The following is a 21,151-nucleotide window of genomic DNA, read 5'->3' as shown; positions in this document are numbered from 1 at the left end:
CTAAAAATCTAAGAGTATCATTGGCTTAATATCCAATCCTTTCGCCAATGAAAAAATAGTTGTAAGTGCCAAATCCACCTGCCCCTTTGATATTCTTTGGACATTACTATACTCAAGATCAGATCTTATGGCCAATTGTCTTAAAGATGGTTTACAGTCATGCTTAAGACCGTGCTCTTCTAATAAACTCAATAGGTGTTCTCCAAATTTAATTTTCACCTCTTCTTTCCATTCCATTGCGGAATTTCCGACTAATAGAAAAACTAAATGACGTACGAACATACGTCATTTAGTTTTTTTTATTATATTTGTTATCAGATGTTTATACGTTTTTCTGTATAAATATTTAGGAGTCTCGCACAAAAACCGCCAGTTTAGACCGCGAGAGGACAAGTGAATTTGCCCAAACCTGAAGGTATATTTTTTATCTTTGAGGTATCTTATATATTTAAGGTTGGGCTTCACTTAAGTCTTTTGTGGTCAACTTTGACACTCGTGAAGGGTTAAAGGGGTTCCTGGCGGTACCTTGTGCAAAAGCAGTGAAGTCCAACCTTATTTTTTTAATAAGGCAGTTGTATTGCTTTTTTAAGACTCATTTAAAAACAAACTAATTTAAATGAGATATGAAAACTAATCCATTCCCCAATCGCAACATTCAGATGTTGATTATAAAGGCACCGGTATAAACCTACCTTATTCCAGGCGGGCAATACTCCTGTCGGTTAAACGATATCAGTAATTTCTCAAATTGCCCGCCCTGGTATTCTTTTAAAATCTAACTAACCATCTAAATCATTTAACATGAAAAAAACGATACTATTAATCGTAGTGGCCACGCTTTGCACATTTTTTTGCACAAAAGCGCAAACCATCTATCACCTATCGGGAATAATTAAGGATGAAAATGGCCTACCTCTTCCTGGTGCTACTATCAAAATAAAGGAAACTAGCATAAAGGCATCATCGGACAAAAATGGAAAATTTACTATTTCTACTCCTTCAACAAAGGTAACCTTACAAATAAGTTTTCTCGGTTATCAGCCTAAAGATCTAACACTTACAAAGGCCTCTATCTCCCTTGAAATACAATTAAAACCAGATCAAAATTCACTAAATGAAATTCAGGTCATTGGTTATGGTACAACGACCAAACGATTGAATACAGGCAGTGTTTCTACTATTACGGCTAAACAAATAGAGGAACAGCCTGTTACCAATATTCTTTCCGCATTATCTGGACGAATGCCTGGCGTATTTGTCCAAACCACCAATGGGCTCCCTGGTGGAAACATCAATATACAAATTAGAGGAACTGGTTCCATTGCCGCAGGCACAAACCCTTTATATATAGTAGATGGTGTTCCTTTTGAATCTTCAATAATTGATCCTAGCTCATTAATTGGAACTGGAAATATGTCAGGAGCAATTAACCCGTTAAACAGTATTAATCCTGCAGATATTGAAAGTATTAATGTACTTAAAGATGCTGATGCAACGGCAATTTATGGAAGTAGGGGCACTAATGGAGTAGTTTTAATTACCACAAAAAGAGGTAGTGGAGAAATAACGAAAACCAGTATAAGCCTAAGTAGAGGCATAAACCAGTCTACGAACCTTGCTAAACTATTAAACCTTCAAGACTATCTTCAAATCAGAAGAGAAGCCTTTACCAATACCAATCAAACTCCTACGATAACCAATGCACCTGACCTTTTGCTATGGGATCAAAACCAAGACATCAACTGGCCGGATTATTTATTCGGAAACAACGCGGAAAACACAGATTTACAGGCAAGTTTAACAGGCGGCTCTGGGCATACTACTTTTAATACTTCAGTAAATTATCATCAAGAAAGTAATGTAATTTCTGATTTAGCAAGATACACTCGAGGTGGATTGCATTTTAACCTTAACCATCGTTCAGCTGATCAAAAATTCCAACTGCAACTCACCAACTCAATTATACTTGACAATAATAGAAGTCCAAATCTTCAGGGGGCTAGTTCTGGCTTACTATTACCTCCCAATTTCCCTTTAATAAATACATCAGGAAATTATCAATGGCGCGGCACTAATCCCTTAGCAGAAATGAATGCTACTACTACAGCTAAAACGGACAACATCATTACCAATATTAACCTTAGTTATGAATTATTTAATAATCTGAACTTTAAACTGAGTACCGGATATAGTAAAATCAACACCAATCAGGTACAGCTTTTTCCGATGCGATCTCTTTCTCCTGGATCGACAAACTATACCCAGTATGGACAAAATTCAAACCAAGCATACCTTGTAGAACCTCAGATTAACTATCAAAAGAAAATTAACAATAGCCAACTAAGTGTGCTTTTGGGAGGAACATATCAGGAAAAATTAGGTAGGGATTTGTTTTTAAGAAGCAGTGATTATAGTAATGAAGAGTTGATGGAAGACATTGCATCCGCTGCAACAGTTGAAATTAGATCAAACAATAATACCAATTATAAATACCTCTCTATATTTGGACGGGCGACCTATAACCTCAACAGTAAATATATTTTAAACCTCACTTTTAGACGTGATGGCTCATCTAAATTTGGGGACGGAAACCGCTTTGGAAACTTTGGTGCTATCGGCGCAGCATGGCTGTTTGGAGAAGAACAATTCCTAAAAGACCATCTTGACTTCTTAAGTTTCGGAAAATTGAGGTCAAGTTATGGAACTACAGGAAACGACCAAATTGCAGACTACCAATACTTATCAACCTATTCCAGCCAAGGTTATGCCTATGAAGGCATCTCTACTTTGAATCCATCTCGTATCCATAATGCAAATTTTCATTGGGAAACCACGAGAAAGTTAGAATTTGCTCTAGAAACAGGTTTTTTGAAAAATAGAATCTTATTCAACCTCAACTACTACAGAAACCGCAGTAAAGACCAATTGGTACAATATAACCTACCAGTAATCACTGGTTTTGCATCCTACCAGGCTAACCTTCCAGCAATAGTTCAAAATACAGGATGGGAACTAGAACTTACAACAGTTAATCTCCAAAACCACAACATCAAATGGAGTAGCACCTTTAATCTCACTATACCCAAAAACAAATTAGTTAGTTTCCAAAACATTGAGGACTCAGGCTATGCACAAACTTTGGTTGTTGGCTATGACATTACCAGAATTTATGGATATCAATTCTTAGGTATAAATCCTCAAAAAGGCAACGCCAGTTATGGTGATCAGAATGGCCTCTCTAGTCAATCACCTTATTATTTTAATACCATAGGTAAACGCACTCCAGATTTCTACGGTGGTTTTGGCAATACCATAACTTACCACAATTTTTCAATAGACTTGTTTTTCCAGTTTGCAAAGCAAATGTTATCTGGTGGACTCCGGTCCTCTCCTGGTCTTTTAATCAATAATTATGCTTTTATAAAAGAAAGGTGGCAACAACCTGGTGACATCACCAATGTACCTAAGGCAAGTACCATTTTTGATTCATATTACGCCAACTCGTCTGCAAATTATTTTGATTCTTCATACCTAAGATTAAAAAATGTAGCCATTAGTTACAGGTTGCCGACCGAGCTGACATCAAAAATGAAGTTACAAACGCTCAACCTATTTTTAAGGGGGCAAAACCTAGTTACGTTCTGGAACAATAATAATCCCCTGATGGATCCAGAATCCGGAGCACTATCAGCAACCCAAAGGAACATCCCTCCTATAAAATCCCTTGTCATCGGTTTTAACCTTACATTTTAAATTACAAAATCATGAACCTTAAACTTATCATCCATCAAACCCTAATCGGCATCACCATATTGATTTTTTTTTCCTGTTCAAAGCTAACCGATGTGGAATCCCCTAAAAACCAGCTGACCACAGATAAAGTCTTTGCTGACACGAATGGTGTAAAGGCCGCTTTATTTAACATTTATGTAAAACTTGAAAATCTTCAAGATCCAGTCTGCAACCAGTTCCTGTCTATTTATGCTGATGAATCTGTAAGTCTAAACAACCAGAATTGGAACCAAAGCAGGATTTCGGCATACGATGGATTTAATCAGAACAACTGGACATACTTATACTCTGTCATTTATCAATGTAATATGATTCTGGAACAAACCACAATCAGCTCTCAACTTACTGGGGAATTCAAAACTAAAATACAAGGTGAAGCCCGGTTTTTAAGAGCTTATACTTACTTTTTTCTGGTCAATTTGTACGGGAAAGTTCCATTGCTATTAACAACGTCTTTAGATGAGAACAGAAAAGCACCTCAGCAAGACTCTGGTGTCATTTATACCCAAGTTATTAATGACTTAGTTCAAGCCAGAGAACAACTTCCTGCAAGCTATCAGGGCACAGGAAAATTCAGAGCAAACAAGGCTTGTGCCACAGCACTTCTTGCCAGGGTATATCTATATCAGAGCAATTGGACGATGGCTGAAAGCCTTGCGAACGAGTTAATTAATAGTAACATTTACACCCCGCTTGAAAGTCCTGTAAATGTATTCAAGGCAAATAGTAAAGAAAGTATATTGCAACTATCTACCCAAAAGGGTTATGTCACAGCTATTGAGGGGATAATCCCGTCTAATTCAACCGAAATACCCGGCCTATTTTTTACTGATAATTTTTATAATTCTTTTGAAACTGGAGATTTAAGAAAAATCAACTGGACAAAGGCAAATACAGTCACAAATAGCAACTCGACCATTGTATACGGCTATCCCTATAAATATCAAAACACCACCGTAAATATCAGCAATCCAGAAAATCTAATCGTTCTCCGTATTGCTGAACAATATCTCATACGGGCAGAAGCAAGAGCCCGGCAAAATAAAATCAGTGGTCAAAATAGTGCTAAAGATGATATTAACATCCTAAGGAAACGAGCCGGACTTTCAGAAATCAACCCAATCAGATTAGATGAGACCCTACGGGCAATCTATATGGAACGCAGACATGAAATGTTCTTTGAAAACGGAGATCGATTTTTAGACCTAAAACGCACCGGAAATTTACAGCATATAATGACATCCCTAAAACCTACATGGATAAGCTCCGGTGCTCTATTGCCTATTCCAATTAAAGAAATCACTTACAATGCTAATCTCATACAAAATGATGGTTATTAAATTTATATCAAGGACCATGATCATGGAAAAGATCTTTTTACTGGCTGCAATTTGTAGCTTATCTTTTTCTATAAGAGCACAATCTGATCCCGAAGTCCAATTGAATGATACCCTTCCAGATATACCCATACAATTCCTGATTCAACCAGACCAGAGCCCCTTAACAACAGCAATGCTAATTAAAAAGGGAGGCCTCATTATAAATTTTTGGGCAACATGGTGTAAACCATGCGTGAAGGAATTAGAATTTTTGGCCACACAGGCCAATAAACACAAGGATAGCCTTAGTATCCTGTCCATCAGCTATGAAGATAAAACAACAGTACAAAAATTTTTAGATAACCATAAGAATATCGCAGGTTCTTCTCTAAAAATCGTAACTGATGATAAGCTATTTTCACAGCTATTCTTCCACCAGGCCTTACCTCATAATGTATGGATCAATAGACAGGGCATTGTTAAGGCTATAACAGGTGGTGAAAGTATCACAGAGGCTAACCTAATTTCTTTTTTGAATGATAAAATAAAAGTAATGGACTTCAAAAAAGAACTCCCTTTTGATCAGTTGAAACCATTACAAATTCCAGACTCCTTACTTGGATTCAGATCCATCTTTGTAAAAAAATTAGAAGGTGTTGAAATGAGTGGAACAGTAATTAGCCCTGGAAAACTTGGAAGGCCAAATATGAAACGCTTTTTCGAATTCAACTCACTCATTAAAGACATGATTTATAATGCCTACCAAATGCCAGGCCTAATATCAAATGACTATCTAATGGAAATAATAACCACTGATTCTTCTAAGTACTTTTGGCCGGGAGAAAAAAAGAATATTCAGACTTATAAGGGGGAATCTTTAGCTAAATGGCAAAAGAACAATCGGTACACTTATGAGCTTAGAACTGCAAACCGATTGACCGATTCAATCTTCAGTAAACACGTAATCAATGACCTGGAACTAAACCTTGGTATTCACACAAGGAAAGTGTTAAAAAAGCGCAATTGTTGGGTAGTCACATATGACATTAAATCCAACAAAATCAAAAAAGCAGATAAAAATGCTCCCTATCAGATGGGTATAATAGACAACAAACTTCTCATTTCAAATGTACCTTTAGACTATCTCCTGAACTGGATCGTTAGCGCCACATTTAGAATTCCAAGGAAAGAGCCATACCTTAACAAAACCAAAATAAATTATCCTATTAAAGCAGAAATTGATCTTGGAGATGATCCCTCCCTTTATACCCAACAGCAACACATTGAAAATTGTTTAAGTAAACAACTCGGACTAAAATTTAAGCTTATAAACGCAAAATACCCCATTATACAGATCATAGACCTATAAGAGAAAGCCCCGGAATTCCGGGGCTTTTCACTAATTAAATCTGATAGTTTGAACATCTAGTGGGTCGTCCACATTCGTTCCTGTAGCACAAACAGCCTTACTGCCTGAACAGCCATAATGAAGTTGAGCCTGCGGGATGGTCCCGGTAAACGAATTACTTCCTGTCCAACTGTACATTGGATCCAGAGTGCTTGAAGTGTTTGCCGCTTTTGTAGCGAAGGCTCCTCCAACACCAGCAACTATTGCCAGTGCAAGGAAAGTTGACTTTAAACTTTTCATAACGTTTAACATTTAATGAATAATTGACTTTTATGATCTACTCACGCTTCCGGACGCGCTGAATATTCGATTTTTGATGGTTGTTCCATTTTCTTTTTGGGTGCTAATCTTAATCCCAAATAGGCTACCGCAATAAAAAACGCATTGAAAAACAAATGACCTTTCCAACTCAACATACTGACAATTCCACCGCAGGTACATGGTAAATGAAGGCCCGAAACGAGCATGCCTAAAATATATACTTCAAATACCGTAAGTAAAATAATTGATCCTATAAATCCTGCTTTTCTTACTTTAGGAAAAAGTAAGAATCCAACTAAAATGATCTCCAACAATGGGACAATCCAGGCTAAAAAAGGTGCAAGAATCCCCATCAGACTTAAAGGAGACAGCTTCATTTGGAATATAAATTTATCATACTCTAACAGCTTGCTAACTGCTGTATAGGCAAATAACAGTATTATTAATGCAGCACAGATTTCGGTGAATGTTTTTGATTTCATAGCAGATGATTTACTTCATCTAATTTCAGCACCATTCCAGCCAGAAAGCCCCACAATTGTTGGCAGATCACCGCCCTAATGAATTTCCACCGATTATGAATTATATCTATTAAAGCCATCATCCTTGATTCCTAGAAAATTTGCAATGTCTTTATGCCGAGCAATATTAAACAGTGATTTATGTTCATGATAAAACTTCAGATATTTTACCTTAGCTGAAAGTGATTGCAAATCCTTCAAATGTGTTAAGCGCAAATGATCATAATAGTGCCTAATGGACTCCACCAAAGGCCATACCTCTGGAAAGGTATCACGGAGTAAGATAAAATCCTCATAATCCATTTCAATTAGCCGACACTCTTCTATAAGTTCCACCGCTGATTCAGCGGGCTGTTGGCTAAAGAAACCTGGATATGCGAAAATAAAATCTTCTTTAAACCAGAACCAACTGGTCATTTCGTTACCATTTTCCAGATCAACCCCAATTTCGCGTGCATGCCCCTCACAAATAAACCAAACTTGATCTCCTTTTTTACCCTTCTGTAATAAGATTTCCCCTTTAAGGCCATCATGTTCTTTCAAAAATGGCCTTAATGCATTTACAAGTCCTGCACTTAATGGATAAAAAGAGGCTAAGCGCTCCAACAATAACGTAAAAACTGAATTAGAAATCATAGCAATCTCCTTTCCATTGATGGACCATTTAATCCCAGGCCCTCTCTTCTAGCAAAACTAAAAAAGGAAGCTCAATCACTTCCTTTTTTGTATCGATCCAGAATTGGAATAAAGAACGCGGATTGAAATGATCGGTTAATAAATCAATAATTTCTCAAGTCCAATATATCCCACTTGCCAGACAACACCTTCCTTATTACACCGGGTAAATAAAGACCGTGATGTAAGCAGTTTTGACTTACACCAGTGCAAGCAACAGCGTTCCATCTTTCTCCTACTATAAGTCAAGTTGCATCTTATGTAAGCCTTGCTCCTTTTCATGTAATTAGTTTTTGGTCAGTAAAAACTACTGCTAGTTTCCCTTAAACAAAATAGCAAATGAAGCTAACCATTCATAAACAAGGCCTTTTTAGAACACCAAAATTCTCCTTGGAAGCTGAATTAGCGGATCACTGGGCACCATTAAAAGCGGCCATTAAACATGCTTCACCTAGCTTTTATCAGCAGATAAAAGATTTGCAATCCATAGACCTGGATCAAATTCCATTTAATCTTTATTGCAGCATTTGGAAGTATTTCAATAGGTCAAAGTACAGAGGAACACCATATGGGAGCTTTGGCGCTGTGGGAACATTTAATTTCCAACAAAACCAAAATGGCCCCATTATTTTAGCGCCGCAACAAAAACTTCATGAGTTTACAGATTGGGCTTATTCAATTCAAGTTTCTATACCAATAAACGACACTGGCTGGGATCAACTGCTTTTTGTCAGTAATTCCAGTACCTATGCTATAGGTAGCGAAATCCGATATCTTTGCTTTAACGATGGGATGTATAGTCTCAAAGAGGTAAAAAGAAATTCTACTTTAATGGCTTTACTTCGTGCATGCAAGCAGCCCATAAAACTTCCTGCATTAATTCACAAGCTCAAGTCACAGGGATACAAACCCAACCACCTGAAAGAAAACCTTCTGGAGTTAATCTCTCTTGGTTTACTTTTCACCAGCAATCATTCCAATATCATTGGTCAGGACTATTTCAAACGTATTCAAAGTCACCCAGAAAAAAGCACAAAAAAATATGTTTTAGCTGGACGAAAGGTACGGCAAGGTGGGCCAGACATTCAGCTTTTTAAAGAATTACCAAAAGCGATACACTATCTAAGACATTTGGTCAACAATCCCAAAAGTCCAGCTTTAGCCTCTTTCATTCATAAATTCTATCATAAATTTGAATACGCAGAAATTCCAATTATGGAAGCATTAGATCCCGAAATCGGGATTGGCTACCATAATTTAGAACAGACACTTGAAGAAACTGACTCAAGCTTGCTATCGGTATTTAAGGGTAAAAACTTCTCTTCAGAAGTGTTCCTAAAGAAAACCTTATGGCAGTATGCCAATTCCAATACTAATAAGCCAACTATCATTCAGCTTGAACAGTTCAAATTACCAGAAAGTAAAGATTTACTTCCCGTCCCCAATTCACTCAGTGCGATAATGACCGTATCTGAAGATTTACTACATGTTGAATCCATAGGCGGCTGTACGGCTAACGCCTTGCTAGGCCGTTTTACACTCCTAGGTAAACAAATAAAAAAAACTTGTAAATCAATAGCCAAAATCGAAGAGCAAGCTAATCCCAACGTGCTTTTTTTTGATGTAGCATATACAGCTGAAAAACAGATAGATAATATCAATCGTAGAAAAAGAATCTATCATCACCAGCTCAGCATTCTAAATTATGACACTTCCCAATGCCCATTAGAACTCAGCGATCTTTATTTGTCTGTGCATCAAGATGAGCTTATTCTACGTTCCAAAAAACTTAATAGAAGATTAATCCCTAGAATATCCAGTGCTTATAATTATAACCGGTCAGACCTTCCTATTTTCCGTCTGTTATGTGACCTGCAACATCAGGGTGTACAATCAGATCTAAATTTGGACCTGCAAGGAATCATTCCGGATTGTTCCAGTTACCCTAGAGTTCAATACCGGAACATTGTACTCAGTCCCGCCAAATGGAAAATTGAACTTGACAAAATTGGAGATCCAATGCTCCCCATTGATCTTCTTCTACTCCATTTCAAAGAAAGATTAATACCTCACTATTTTAGATACGCACAGGCTGACCAAACGCTCGTTTTTGATATTCAGCAACAAACTGATCTTAGGATCTTTCAACAATTGCTCAAGAAACACAAAACCCTATATATCGAAGAAGCATTCGCACCCAAAAAGAATTTCCTCCAGGATAGCCTACAAAAAAATTTCCAGGGGCAAATTCAATTATCGCTCACCCATCCCCAGGAACTCTATCAAAATCTAAAACCCCATTACAATTTCCATTCAAAAAAAACAGCTTTGATTTCTCCCGGAGGAAAATGGATTTATTTTGAAATATATTGCCATCCGCAACGGAGTGACATCCTACTTCAGTACCTAATCCCAACTTTTTTAAAAAAGCATTATAGAAAAATAAAGAAGTGGTTTTTCATACGGTATACAGAAAATGGGCATCATCTCAGGTTAAGACTCCACCTCAAAAACAAAAAACACGCCTATGACTTAATTTCTGCATTATCACTTGCATTAAAAGAGGACCTAAAGACCGGAACAGTATCTGATATTCGTTTAAGAACGTATAAAAAAGAAACCAGCAGATATGGAGAAAAGCACATTAGAAAGGTGGAGCATCACTTTTTTAAGGATAGTCAATTTGCACTTTCTATTTTAAAACTGAATTTAACTGCATTCGAGAAGTACAAGCTCTGTTCAGCATTCATATACACCATCAAAGAATCAAATCTCCTCAATGAACAGGACTTAAAAACACTCATATTGGGTAATTCAAACAGTCTTGCCGCCGAACATCAGCTCAGCGGGAAAGAGTTTGGAACCTTAAATAAAAATAATAAAACCTACTCCTCTGTCGATATGCCCAAACTTACAGGCTTACAACTGAATGAATTTAACATCCTTAAAGGTTCTTTTATTTCAATTTTAACGTTTTACAGACCAATCGATCGAATTCAACTACTGACCGATTTAATTCATATGCAACTGAATAGATTATTTTCAACAAATCAAAGGATGAAAGAGATGGTTTTTTATTATTATTTATCCAAAGACCTTCAAAAAAATTCATATAAAGCAACCCAAAACGACTATTGAACAAGTGATTGAATCATACGGCAAATATTTTTTTATTAAATTACAGAAAACTATTTGCTTATGAAATCTACCATCAAATGTGTTATCATCGATGATGATCAATTCGCCATCGATATTTTAATAGACCATATTCAGGAAATATCAGAGCTGGAAATTCAAGCCACTTTTACAGATCCAATTTTGGCACTCACTACTATACTGCAACACCAGGAGCCTATAGACATTTTATTTTTAGATGTTGATATGCCTAAATTATCCGGAATAGATTTAGCTGAAAATGTCCGAAAAAAGGTGAAAAACATCATTTTCACCACAGCTTTTTCGGACTATGCGATAAAGGCTTTTGACCTTAGAGCCAAACATTACTTGCTTAAACCTATTGAGCTTTCCAAATTCCTAGAAGCCATCAGAGAAATCATTTCCGATGATTTCCAGCCCAGGGAATCAAAAATGAGCGACAATGAATCCTACTACCTAAGAACCGGAGAAAGAGGTAAACTAACCAGAGTAGATAAAAATGAGATTATCTATATCCAGGCTGCGATGAATTATGTAGATCTTCAAACAAAGGACAAGCGGTATACTATCTATATGACGATGAAGGAAATGGAAGAAGTTTTAAAAGATGATGACCGATTCTTCAGGGTGCATAAATCCTATATCATTAATACAGATTACATCAGTCAAATTCGGGGCAACACCATAGAATTAGGTAAGTACCAGGCACTAATGACCAATCCATATAAAGGTGATTTCCTGAGCTACATTGATCAAAAAACTCTGATCTCCAAAAGAATTTAATTCGGCTATGGCTTTGCCATACCATCTGAGCTTTTAAAGATCCTTGATCCTCCAGATACAATAGTTAAACTACTAATTGTTGGATCGGTAACCAAGATATCATCCTTGATGGCTGACCTAAAAACAAATGCCGTTTTTCTTTTCGATTTAATTTGGCTTAATTTCTTCATATCCGAAAATTAGCCACTCTAAAAATCTTTAGACAATTTATTACATGAATGGTTCCCTGACTTACATCAAACAACTACTTACTTCAAATAAGCGTCCTCAAATTAACTACAAAGTCCATTTAATTGCTTGGAGTATTTTTATCTTTTATGAATCATTTGCCGTTTGGCTGGCCACTGGAATAAAAGGACATGTACTTAGTTACGCGCTCCATTATGCCCTTAACATTGGGATTTTCTACATCCATGCCTTATTAATTTTACCTCTCGCGTTTAGAAAACCGAAGCAATTCATATGGAGAGCCCCCGTTTTAACAGCCATAGAGATCTTACTTTATATATTCGCAAGCTACCAAATAGACTATTTCTTAGCACATTTCACAACCGCAATCGAAATTGAAGACCTAAAAATCAACAACTGGTTCGTCTTTGGCAGCCTTTGGAGAGGTATTTACTTTATCGGATTTGCCTCTGGTTATTATTTCCTGAACAATTACTTAAAGGAACGAACTGCAAAAGCTCAACTTGAAAAGCAAGCCATGGAACAAGTTTTAAAAGAGAAAGAAACTGCCATAGAGCTCTCTAATGCAAAAAATGCTTATTTACAGGCCCAGATCAACCCCCATTTCCTATTCAATACCTTAAATTTTATTTATAGTCAGACGCATAAAACTCAACCGGCAGCAGCAAAAGCGATTATATTACTGACTAATATTATGCGCTACGCCATTCAAACCGACCAGGGTGTCGCAATGATCCCTTTAGAAAAAGAGCTCGAGCAAGTAAGGCACCTGATAGATTTATAGCAAATCCGAAAAAAACAAGTACTAAACATCAAATTAGAATATGACGAGAGTTGCGAAACAGTACTATTCATTCCTTTGGTCCTATTAACCTTAACAGAAAACATATATAAGCATGGGGACCTCACTGAACCTTTAGCCCCAGCCCAGATTACAATTAGTTTCCAAAAAGACACATTGATAATTAACACCCGTAACTTCATCAATACCGGACTGAAGCCACCTGGATTTAACTCTGGCCTGGAAAATATACGGTTGCGATTATTGCATACTTATGGGGATAGAGCGGAATTGAAATATGAAAAGGAACCAGATAATTATTTTAAGGTGACTGTCACGGTATTTGTTAATTGATGAATTGGAGTACCTTTCTAAAGCAGAATAGCAAAACTGATATGAGAGGATATTACTCCTTTCAACTCTACCCAAATTTACATGCTGTACTATTAGCCTGATTAGTTATTCGGGCGATAGAAAAAAAGTACTTTTTACAATTCAATAGACATCACAAAACACGGTAAAAGTTCTATTTATTTCTGTTGCATATTTTTGAGCAGAGACAAGTTATAAAAATACCTTTTTAATAGATTAAATTTTCCAGGTCTAATGAGACTTTGCCTATCTTGAATGTTTTTTCAAAAATTCAGTCCGGTGCAAATTTACATGACATGCTCTGCAAAGGGACTGCAAATCCTCCAAAGGTTCATTGTAAAGATTATCGTAGGTCAGATGATGTATATCCAATGCCGGTTCAGTATTGCATAATTTGCACAAATTATGATCTCGGCTAAGCACTAAAGCTCTCTTTGCCTTCCATTCCTCGGATAGAAGATAGGTGTGGTATTTATAGGAATTGGAATTTTGATAATTAGCATGTCTAAGACTTCCATAGATCATATTACTTTCTTCACTTTTTCCCACTTTCCATTCTTCAAACCTGTCTTGATTGAAATCGCCCCGAATTTGACTCCCGTATTCTTTTGTTTTTAAATGCTTTGTTTTTTCGGCACCACCACAATTTAAACATTGATGATACAGCGCATATCTGTCGTGGTCATAATGGACAATGGCGACAACAAGAAATGGCCTACGACAACAATCTTCTATACGAGTGTGCCCCAAATAATTACAATCCAGACATTCATAAATATCATGATAGGGATATGTTCCATCAATTTTTAATTTACCGCTCCCGCATTTATTGCAGTTGTAACCCATTACATAAAATATCTAAACTCGTATGGTTTGTTTATTAATTTATTCATTCTTTTAATCGTAGTCGCTAAAGATTGAGCGTACCCAAGCGTTACTGGCAAACGGTCATACAATGCATCATGATTCCAATTCATTTTTGTCAGCCCAAGTATTGCTTGACAGTTTCGGTCCCAACCACCGTCACCTGCGAATCGCCTAATCAAAATTGGTGCTGGAATATTTTTACCTTCTTTAAAGAAATTCTTATTGTTTAGAACAACATTACCCTGAGTCCATAATAAGACTTCTTGGGGGCCAATTTGAAAGTATGATCCACGATTTAATGGGAAGTTATCCGCTCCTTTAGTTCCAGCTTTATCAATATAATTAACTCCTCTCCAATTACTATTTTGAACAATCTGTAGAAGTTCGAGATTTATATTGCCAGGAATTGCATCAAAGGCTCCATCGATTTCACTTTTTGTAAAATGGGTTGTTTTATGTACAATAAGCCTTTCAGGTCTTCTACCTGCATGTTTGCGCTGGTAAAGCTCTAAACTTCTGGACATTAGCTTTCTCATTTCTGCCCTTGATAAAAATGGATTATCTCCAATTCTAGTCTCAATTTCGGATGCATCATATGCTACAAACTCCAAACCGGTTCCATCGGCGTCAAATACTTGACTACAACATGTTGTAAAATCAAATTGATTCGTATTTGTGTTTAGTCTCGTTGCATAACTTAATCCGATAAACGCAGAATTTTGATCTAATGAAGATAATTTCCAAGGAATACCGCCAGCTTTAACATATAATGCTATCGACAATCTCCACATGACACTGCATCTGCATTTATATTTGATTGCGCTACTTTCTCTTAAAACCTGACTGGCAATATTCTGCATGGCCGTTGTGGCTTTTATGAAGTCGTGTAAATCAAAACCTGTATTGAGGTCTTCAAATCCGGGAGACCAGTAGTCTGGCAGATAAACCATTAAGACATCATAATCTAAAACTCGTTTAGCCATCTCTCTAATGGCACCACTTATAGCTTCACTTAATGTAATATACGGTTCAATACCATCTTTGAAAAGATTTTCGGTTTGCAAAGATATTGAAAGATTTTCCTGAACTAATTCAACCTTTGTCTTGAATATATTTTCGATACCAGTAAATTCCTCTAAATAGTTAGCCCTTTCTTTTGGAACGTGTACTGAGTGAAGTTCACGCACAAGATTTTCAAGTATTTGGTAAGAGCCTTGGGGATAAATGGCAGCAATTCTTATCTTTTCTATTGGATTTAGTTTGCTTGAATATGGATTAAAAGCTTTTAATCCCCTCAAAGGATGAATGTCTTGGGCATTCGATAAAGCCTCAAATGTAAGCTTAGGTTCAGGTATGACTTGATATGCTGGGAATTCCATTTATTTAATTTGTCTTGGTAAATGCTGTGGTTCGTGAAAGTGTAAAAGATGCATTAATTCCTCCAATGGGTCGTTGATATGCAGTTACTATAATTTCTTTATTAGAATCGAACAGAACATCTAACCAGCTATTCAGTATTGCGTCATATTTCTGGTTATACCATCGTGCCGTAAACTCCTTAATAAATGGGGATACGAGTTTACTTTCAGCTCTATCTGATGCTTTTGATGCGATTATTGTCGGGGTTAATACCAGTAGAGGTTTTGATAAAACATATTGGATGTTTATTTCAAGAGCAACAACCCATGTTAACCGTGTTCTTGGCACCACGCCCGAAATGGTTGTTAGGACTCTTTTGAGGGAATTGAAGATTGGGTCTGATAACTTTTTTGGGTCAGGAAATAGAAGGTGCCTTTCTCTTCTCTTAGACGACCTTAAAGGTTTACCGTCAACAAGAGCCCTCAGTAGTGATGCTGTAATCAATCCTTTCATTGCAGAATCTTCATACATGAGATCCTTTTCAGTTATCTGAAATATATCAGTGCGGTAATCACCATAGTCCTCGAAAGCTTTTTTGAAATCTTCATCAGGTCCAAATCCAACAATTCCAGGTTGTTTTCTTATTGCCAAAATTTGAGTACCACTTTTAGTAATATGCTCCTTAATATCTTTAGTGTTACCTCCGTCGCATTTATATAACCGTGCAGTTGCAGGATATTTTAAAATTGGAATTGCATTTAATCTTAATAGTGGATATTTTCTCCCTACATCTGGCAAAGGTTGGTTGCTTATTCTATGGTAATGTTTATTTAGATTTTCAAAATCATTCTGGGGTATATTATCAAAACCTTTTATAAGATCAGCCCATGCAGTGTCAAAAGTTTCTATTTCTACAATTTCAGCTTGCTTCCCATTTGTTTTTGCTGCTTCAATTAAGTCCACAACCTCTTGTAATGGCGTACTTCCTGATCTTGTAAACCAAAATAATCCGTTTGAAAATGAATTGGATTTTTTAACAGACTCATGTAGTACGTCCATTATTGATTTATCTCTCCCGCTATAACCCATTAGACAAAGTCCATTTGTGTCTAATGAAATAGATAGTATATCTCTTAACTTCTTATCTTGGTTTTGAAGTTCGTCTGTAGTGTTTTTTATTTTATCTGAAAAATAATCGCCATGAAGTTTAACAATCAATGGTCGCTTACCAGTCTGAAAAAACTTCATACCGTTGTCACCACTATCTAAATCTGCGGCGTACCAACTTTCAAGTTTTTGAAACTGAGAACTTGCAATATTCTCAAAAGCCTTATCAAAATTTGTAGTGAAGACTAAATTGAGATGCCCATGTTTCATTAATATACCCATCACCTTATGCCCATAAGTTAATTGCATGCCAGAAGTTTGCTTTGCGATATACTCACTTCGATCTCTTGCTGATGAAAATGCTCGTTCAAAATAGTAAGAATATTCTTCCGAACTATCAAAAGGAGGACAGTTTCCCTGTGCATCGAAAAAATTTTGTATTTGTTCCCTGATCCCGGAATCGGTAAGATTACTAAACAAATTCAAAGGATATGCCTGCTCAGCACAATATATTCTTCTTTTAAAATCCCATGTGAGATCGTATGCCGAGGGAACTCCCGCTGACACCGAACTACCAGCTCCAAACAACCATATCAGCCTACTTGCTCTTAAGGGGTAAAATTTAACGAATTCAGATAATGATATTGCCAATGATAAAAAATAAGAGGTTAAAAAAAGGAACTATAATACAAGATAATTTAGAATTATTCAAAAGCCTCATTTAATGACGTTAACTTTTCCACATTCAATTATTTAAGTTTATAGATTTTATATAAAATATGCCATTATATAAATAATTAAGTAAAATCTGGCATGTTCATTCACTTTTATATTTTTAAAAAAACCTAAACTTCAACCAGTTATCGGGTCAAATCATTTTTACCACGGATGTTCAGGATTATACCTTCTGTAAGGGCATAGCAGGTATTTATTACAGATGCGTTGACGGACACAAAAAACGATTTGTATATGCCAACATCATTCAACGAACCTCTTGTTTTCCCTCATTATTGCTCTCGAAAGGCCAATAATGAATAGAGTATCCGACAAAGTTATATAACAGCCTTTTACTATCATACTGTGTCGGCGCCGAAATCGAACCATTAAAATTGCATGATAAAATTCTTGTACAAGAAGCTCTTTAAGGAAAAACATAATCATCTATAAAATGGTATTTTACATTTCAAAATCCACAATACATACTTAAATCAACCCCTCATCTGCAAAGGAATAATAACCATCATCAGGAGTTATAATAATATGATCCAAAATAGGCATATCCATAAATTTTCCAATCTGAACTAACCGATTTGTGATCTGAATGTCAGCTGTACTTGGTTTTAAATTCCCTGACGGATGGTTATGAAACAACATAATAGAGCTTGCAGCCGCCTTCAAAGCCGCACAAAAAACTAGCTTTGCATCAACAACAACCCCTGACATCCCTCCTGTCCCAACATGATAAACACCTAACAGGCGGTTATTCCGGTTTAATAATAAAATCTTAAATTCTTCTTGAAAAGCAATAGTATCAACATTCCAATATGCTTTCATGATTTCATATCCCTGCTTAGAACAACTGATCTGAGGTCTTTCACTCGCTTTGAATTTTGGCTGGTAACTGATTTTGATTTCGGAAATGTTTAGTAAGTCATTTTGAATTTGCAGGGTTTCCATAATTTCTAATTGTTAATTAAAAAAATAATTATGGTGCCTCATTCGTCTGACGTAGACATCAAGGGCAAAGTGGAGATCCAAAAAATGCGGAGGCTCCCAAGGGGATACCCATTTTTTGGATACAACTTTGGCGAAGCAACCCCAGATGACTATCGTCAGGCGACCTTCGTGCCGTTAATTGATTTTTTAACCAATAGAAATTATGCGGTTGCACAAAGTGGTTCGTCATTTCACAAAAACATACAGATTATAATAACGCATGATTCCCTCTCTATACCGGTTCATAACCAGTCCAAATCAATAAGTAAAGCAGCACAAACCATTAATAAGCATATCAAAAAAAAGAATATAATTAACTTATTTTCAGTAAATTGCACTAACAAAAAAAAATATCATTTAAATGACCAAGGAATTCACCAAAGACCATAGAGATATCGAAAACCTAGAATAGAAATTATGCCTTAATTTATGAAGACGCAAGATTTAGATTTATTGAAAGATTATGGGGAGTTTATTACTGCATTATCAAATGCATATAATTATAGAAATATAATGGGATATATTTCAAAAGAGCTTCACAAAAAAGTATGTGATTCCTATAGTGATTTATTTGCAAAATATGGAGATAAGAACCCATCATTGCTCAATAGAAAAGCAATAAATCAAGCAACTGCAATGCTATTAACTTATTTCATGTTTACAGGAATTCCTATAAATATGGAACCTGCATTTAAAAAACTAGAAATCGAGATCATAAAAAGTGTTTACCTATCCTAGATCATTCTTCGGCTTTTTCAAAAAACCTGCTAGAGATAGCGAACCGTTTTATTTACAATGAATATCAAATACTGAATCTGCCAACAAAGCCAGTTCATAATTTATAACGAAGCAGATTGCTCCTGTTCTCCCATAGTATCACCTCCAGGCTCCAACCCCACCAACCGATCTGCAACTAGCTCCTCAATATCCCTTTTGATCTTTTCATAATTCTCTTTGATATCCAAAGCACTAACCATTTCTACAATTGGAATTGGTCTATAAGACGCCTCCTCGCCGGCAATCCCACTATGATCATTCTGAATTTCCGCATGAAACATCTTCAGCTTAATCTTCTGATCTGGATTATCAGCCACCATCCCCACAAACTCACCTGATGAAAGAGATGAGATCTTCGCTGCCGGTACCGCAAAATCCAATTGAGTAGACCTGGAGATCGAAACATCCGCACTGTTGATGCTCCTACTCTCTCTATCCTGCATGATCTTCCCAAAGGATTCGCTCAGTTGTTTCGCCGTATCACCAGTTACCTGTCCACTGATGATATTACCTACAATCCCCACAATTACATCAGCCTGTTCAGCTCCATAATCCTTTCTCAATTGACTAAAATCTTGTACCGCCAAAGTGGTCGCCACTTGATTACTTCTAGCGGTAGCAATCAAACTATCCATGTTGTTGAAATAAATTGTCGGAAACTCATCAAACACCAAACTACTTTTAAGTTGACCCTTACGGTTCACCAGTTTGATCATTCTGGAAACATAAAGCGAAAGCACCGCTCCATAAATTTGCAGCTTTTGTGGATTATTACCCATACAAATCACCTTAGGCTCATCCGGATTATTTACATCCAAGGTAAAATCATTCCCACTGAGCACATAATACAATTGGGGTGAGCACAATCTAGCCACGCCTATTTTAGCAGAAGCAATCTGCCCCTCTAGTTGCGCCATCGCCTTATTCTGCCAGGCAGAAATAAAAGGATTCACCAGTACCTTGATTTCCTCTTGCTGCAACAACACCGCAAAAAGCCGATCATAATCCACCTGCATCAGCTCAATCACATGCGGCAAGGTACAATACTTGCCATTTTCATATTTACGCAAATACCAAATGATTGCCGTTAAAAAATTAATTGGACTCTCGACAAAAAAATCACCCTGTTTTTTAATCCATTCCCGGTTTAGCCCCATCATAATAGTCCTACTCGCCTCAGTAGCATCCGTAATATCTTCCATCGCCTCAGGATCTAAGGGATTGCAACGATGACTACGGTTCAAATCATCAAAATTAATCACATAAAATTTGGGTTTTATTTTATAATGATGCTGATACTTTAATAGCTTGTTGTAAGCAATCTTGGAGAGATCATCAAACTTGAAATCGTATATAAACATAGAAAAAGCCTTTTTCAAATGCTGATCGATAACGTGACGGATTACAAAGTAAGACTTACCCGCACCAGGACTACCCGATACCAGCAGTCCCCTAAAAGGATTGATCACATTAATCCAGCTGTCTCTGATTTTGGCTCTCAAACGGTATTTTGCAGGAAGGTTAACTGAATACTCATTCTCCAGAAGCCGTTCTTCTTGAGGAAAAGTTTCATTTTCCAGGTTGAAAATATCTGGACGCAACTTATCCTTAATGACCCTACTGAGCTTGGCTCCACCGGCAAGGATCAGCAAATAACCACCAGTGGTTAAACTAATATATAATACTGTGACCAGCTCTGCACCAATATTTAAATAAAAGCAAAGTATACTGCTAAAATAAAAGACTCCACCTGCCAATAGATAAACCACAATTGCAGCTATCTGGATCTTCTCCTGCTTTTTCCCTTTGATCCCGAACAAAGAAACCACAAGTAATAATAAACTGACCAATTTTGGCTTTAATATACTACTAAATAAACCGGTTTTAGCGATAGCGGAAATGATACGATCACTGATCTCCGCCGTCCAACCCCAATGTCGGAATACCAAATAACAGCAGAGGTAAAAATGGATGGACAAAATAAACAGACTGATCAGCCTGGTAAAATCAATGATCTTTCGTAGTGACTGCAAATCTTCTCCAGTATTCATGTCTTGACATTTAAATT

At 36.6% G+C, this 21,151-nt stretch carries 17 protein-coding genes; 7 read left to right on the top strand and 10 right to left on the bottom strand.

The features are described from left to right. Entirely contained in the window at positions 1–282 is a 282-nt protein-coding gene (locus AQ505_RS08950) for a helix-turn-helix domain-containing protein (RefSeq protein WP_197286336.1), read from the bottom strand. Positions 283–801: 519 nt separating this feature from the next. Between AQ505_RS08950 and AQ505_RS08945 the strand changes: the two genes are divergently transcribed. Genes AQ505_RS08945 through AQ505_RS08935 form a run of 3 tightly spaced genes read left to right on the top strand, consistent with a single transcriptional unit; the run spans position 802 to position 6,480 of the window. After that, the gene (locus AQ505_RS08945) at positions 802–3,753 is read left to right on the top strand and encodes a SusC/RagA family TonB-linked outer membrane protein (RefSeq protein ID WP_062547862.1); all 2,952 of its coding nucleotides are present in this window, start codon (positions 802–804) and stop codon (positions 3,751–3,753) included. An 11-nt stretch (positions 3,754–3,764) separates the two neighbouring features. After that, positions 3,765–5,132 (top strand): RagB/SusD family nutrient uptake outer membrane protein, encoded by a 1,368-nt coding sequence (locus AQ505_RS08940; protein ID WP_062547861.1) that lies wholly within the window; start codon positions 3,765–3,767, stop codon positions 5,130–5,132. Beyond that, positions 5,119–6,480: a TlpA family protein disulfide reductase gene (locus AQ505_RS08935; RefSeq protein ID WP_062547860.1), complete on the top strand. Its 1,362-nt coding sequence runs from the start codon at positions 5,119–5,121 to the stop codon at positions 6,478–6,480. Before AQ505_RS08940 ends, AQ505_RS08935 begins: the two co-directional genes overlap by 14 nt. A gap of 30 nt (positions 6,481–6,510) precedes the next feature. Here the strand turns inward: AQ505_RS08935 and AQ505_RS08930 are convergent, their stop codons facing one another. From AQ505_RS08930 to AQ505_RS08920, 3 genes are all read right to left on the bottom strand, one after another. Beyond that, entirely contained in the window at positions 6,511–6,759 is a 249-nt protein-coding gene (locus AQ505_RS08930; protein ID WP_157262275.1) for a DUF6520 family protein, read from the bottom strand. Between the two features lie 41 nt (positions 6,760–6,800). Further along, a complete protein-coding gene (locus tag AQ505_RS08925; RefSeq protein ID WP_062547858.1) occupies positions 6,801–7,262 on the bottom strand; it encodes a MauE/DoxX family redox-associated membrane protein in 462 nt (153 codons plus the stop codon). Positions 7,263–7,355: 93 nt separating this feature from the next. Next, the gene (locus tag AQ505_RS08920) at positions 7,356–7,937 is read right to left on the bottom strand and encodes a Crp/Fnr family transcriptional regulator (RefSeq protein ID WP_062547857.1); all 582 of its coding nucleotides are present in this window, start codon (positions 7,935–7,937) and stop codon (positions 7,356–7,358) included. A 378-nt stretch (positions 7,938–8,315) separates the two neighbouring features. Between AQ505_RS08920 and AQ505_RS08915 the strand changes: the two genes are divergently transcribed. After that, entirely contained in the window at positions 8,316–11,114 is a 2,799-nt protein-coding gene (locus AQ505_RS08915; protein WP_062547856.1) for a lantibiotic dehydratase, read from the top strand. A gap of 60 nt (positions 11,115–11,174) precedes the next feature. Further along, positions 11,175–11,915 carry a LytR/AlgR family response regulator transcription factor gene (locus AQ505_RS08910; protein WP_062547855.1) on the top strand — a complete coding sequence of 247 codons (741 nt, stop codon included), beginning with the start codon at positions 11,175–11,177 and terminating at the stop codon, positions 11,913–11,915. 5 nt (positions 11,916–11,920) lie between these two features. Here AQ505_RS08910 and AQ505_RS26330 read toward each other — a convergent pair whose 3' ends face one another. Continuing rightward, complete coding sequence (locus AQ505_RS26330; protein ID WP_157262273.1) at positions 11,921–12,085, bottom strand: hypothetical protein; 165 nt, start codon at positions 12,083–12,085, stop codon at positions 11,921–11,923. A 44-nt stretch (positions 12,086–12,129) separates the two neighbouring features. On the opposite strand from AQ505_RS26330, the gene AQ505_RS08905 reads away from it, so the two are divergent. After that, positions 12,130–12,888 carry a histidine kinase gene (locus AQ505_RS08905; protein WP_062547854.1) on the top strand — a complete coding sequence of 253 codons (759 nt, stop codon included), beginning with the start codon at positions 12,130–12,132 and terminating at the stop codon, positions 12,886–12,888. Positions 12,889–13,503: 615 nt separating this feature from the next. On the opposite strand, the gene AQ505_RS08895 is transcribed toward AQ505_RS08905, so the two are convergent. The 4 genes from AQ505_RS08895 to AQ505_RS08875 form a co-directional block, all read right to left on the bottom strand. Continuing rightward, the gene (locus AQ505_RS08895; protein WP_062547852.1) at positions 13,504–14,103 is read right to left on the bottom strand and encodes an HNH endonuclease; all 600 of its coding nucleotides are present in this window, start codon (positions 14,101–14,103) and stop codon (positions 13,504–13,506) included. Then, positions 14,103–15,503: an argonaute/piwi family protein gene (locus tag AQ505_RS08890; protein WP_062547851.1), complete on the bottom strand. Its 1,401-nt coding sequence runs from the start codon at positions 15,501–15,503 to the stop codon at positions 14,103–14,105. Before AQ505_RS08890 ends, AQ505_RS08895 begins: the two co-directional genes overlap by 1 nt. Positions 15,504–15,507: 4 nt before the next feature. Next, the gene (locus AQ505_RS08885; protein ID WP_062547850.1) at positions 15,508–17,241 is read right to left on the bottom strand and encodes an SIR2 family protein; all 1,734 of its coding nucleotides are present in this window, start codon (positions 17,239–17,241) and stop codon (positions 15,508–15,510) included. Between the two features lie 552 nt (positions 17,242–17,793). Next, entirely contained in the window at positions 17,794–18,267 is a 474-nt protein-coding gene (locus tag AQ505_RS08875) for a JAB domain-containing protein (protein WP_062547848.1), read from the bottom strand. A 468-nt stretch (positions 18,268–18,735) separates the two neighbouring features. On the opposite strand from AQ505_RS08875, the gene AQ505_RS08865 reads away from it, so the two are divergent. Beyond that, positions 18,736–19,044 (top strand): hypothetical protein, encoded by a 309-nt coding sequence (locus tag AQ505_RS08865; protein WP_062547846.1) that lies wholly within the window; start codon positions 18,736–18,738, stop codon positions 19,042–19,044. Positions 19,045–19,145: 101 nt separating this feature from the next. On the opposite strand, the gene mobC is transcribed toward AQ505_RS08865, so the two are convergent. Further along, the gene (gene mobC / locus AQ505_RS08860; protein WP_062547845.1) at positions 19,146–21,134 is read right to left on the bottom strand and encodes a conjugal transfer protein MobC; all 1,989 of its coding nucleotides are present in this window, start codon (positions 21,132–21,134) and stop codon (positions 19,146–19,148) included. Positions 21,135–21,151: the final 17 nt, after the last annotated feature.

The organism is Pedobacter sp. PACM 27299 (assembly GCF_001412655.1).
Taxonomy (GTDB): Bacteria; Bacteroidota; Bacteroidia; order Sphingobacteriales; family Sphingobacteriaceae; genus Pedobacter.
The sequence above is the reverse complement of the archived record's forward strand: the minus strand, read 5'-3'. Positions and strand labels throughout refer to the sequence as shown.

Coding starts and splice junctions, on each gene's coding strand:
- AQ505_RS08950 (WP_197286336.1), bottom strand. CDS start 282: ATGTTCGTACGTCATTTAGTTTTTCTATTAGTCGGAAATTCCGCAATG.
- AQ505_RS08945 (WP_062547862.1), top strand. CDS start 802: ATGAAAAAAACGATACTATTAATCGTAGTGGCCACGCTTTGCACATTT.
- AQ505_RS08940 (WP_062547861.1), top strand. CDS start 3,765: ATGAACCTTAAACTTATCATCCATCAAACCCTAATCGGCATCACCATA.
- AQ505_RS08935 (WP_062547860.1), top strand. CDS start 5,119: ATGATGGTTATTAAATTTATATCAAGGACCATGATCATGGAAAAGATC.
- AQ505_RS08930 (WP_157262275.1), bottom strand. CDS start 6,759: ATGAAAAGTTTAAAGTCAACTTTCCTTGCACTGGCAATAGTTGCTGGT.
- AQ505_RS08925 (WP_062547858.1), bottom strand. CDS start 7,262: ATGAAATCAAAAACATTCACCGAAATCTGTGCTGCATTAATAATACTG.
- AQ505_RS08920 (WP_062547857.1), bottom strand. CDS start 7,937: ATGATTTCTAATTCAGTTTTTACGTTATTGTTGGAGCGCTTAGCCTCT.
- AQ505_RS08915 (WP_062547856.1), top strand. CDS start 8,316: ATGAAGCTAACCATTCATAAACAAGGCCTTTTTAGAACACCAAAATTC.
- AQ505_RS08910 (WP_062547855.1), top strand. CDS start 11,175: ATGAAATCTACCATCAAATGTGTTATCATCGATGATGATCAATTCGCC.
- AQ505_RS26330 (WP_157262273.1), bottom strand. CDS start 12,085: ATGAAGAAATTAAGCCAAATTAAATCGAAAAGAAAAACGGCATTTGTT.
- AQ505_RS08905 (WP_062547854.1), top strand. CDS start 12,130: ATGAATGGTTCCCTGACTTACATCAAACAACTACTTACTTCAAATAAG.
- AQ505_RS08895 (WP_062547852.1), bottom strand. CDS start 14,103: ATGGGTTACAACTGCAATAAATGCGGGAGCGGTAAATTAAAAATTGAT.
- AQ505_RS08890 (WP_062547851.1), bottom strand. CDS start 15,503: ATGGAATTCCCAGCATATCAAGTCATACCTGAACCTAAGCTTACATTT.
- AQ505_RS08875 (WP_062547848.1), bottom strand. CDS start 18,267: ATGGAAACCCTGCAAATTCAAAATGACTTACTAAACATTTCCGAAATC.
- AQ505_RS08865 (WP_062547846.1), top strand. CDS start 18,736: ATGAAGACGCAAGATTTAGATTTATTGAAAGATTATGGGGAGTTTATT.
- mobC (WP_062547845.1), bottom strand. CDS start 21,134: ATGAATACTGGAGAAGATTTGCAGTCACTACGAAAGATCATTGATTTT.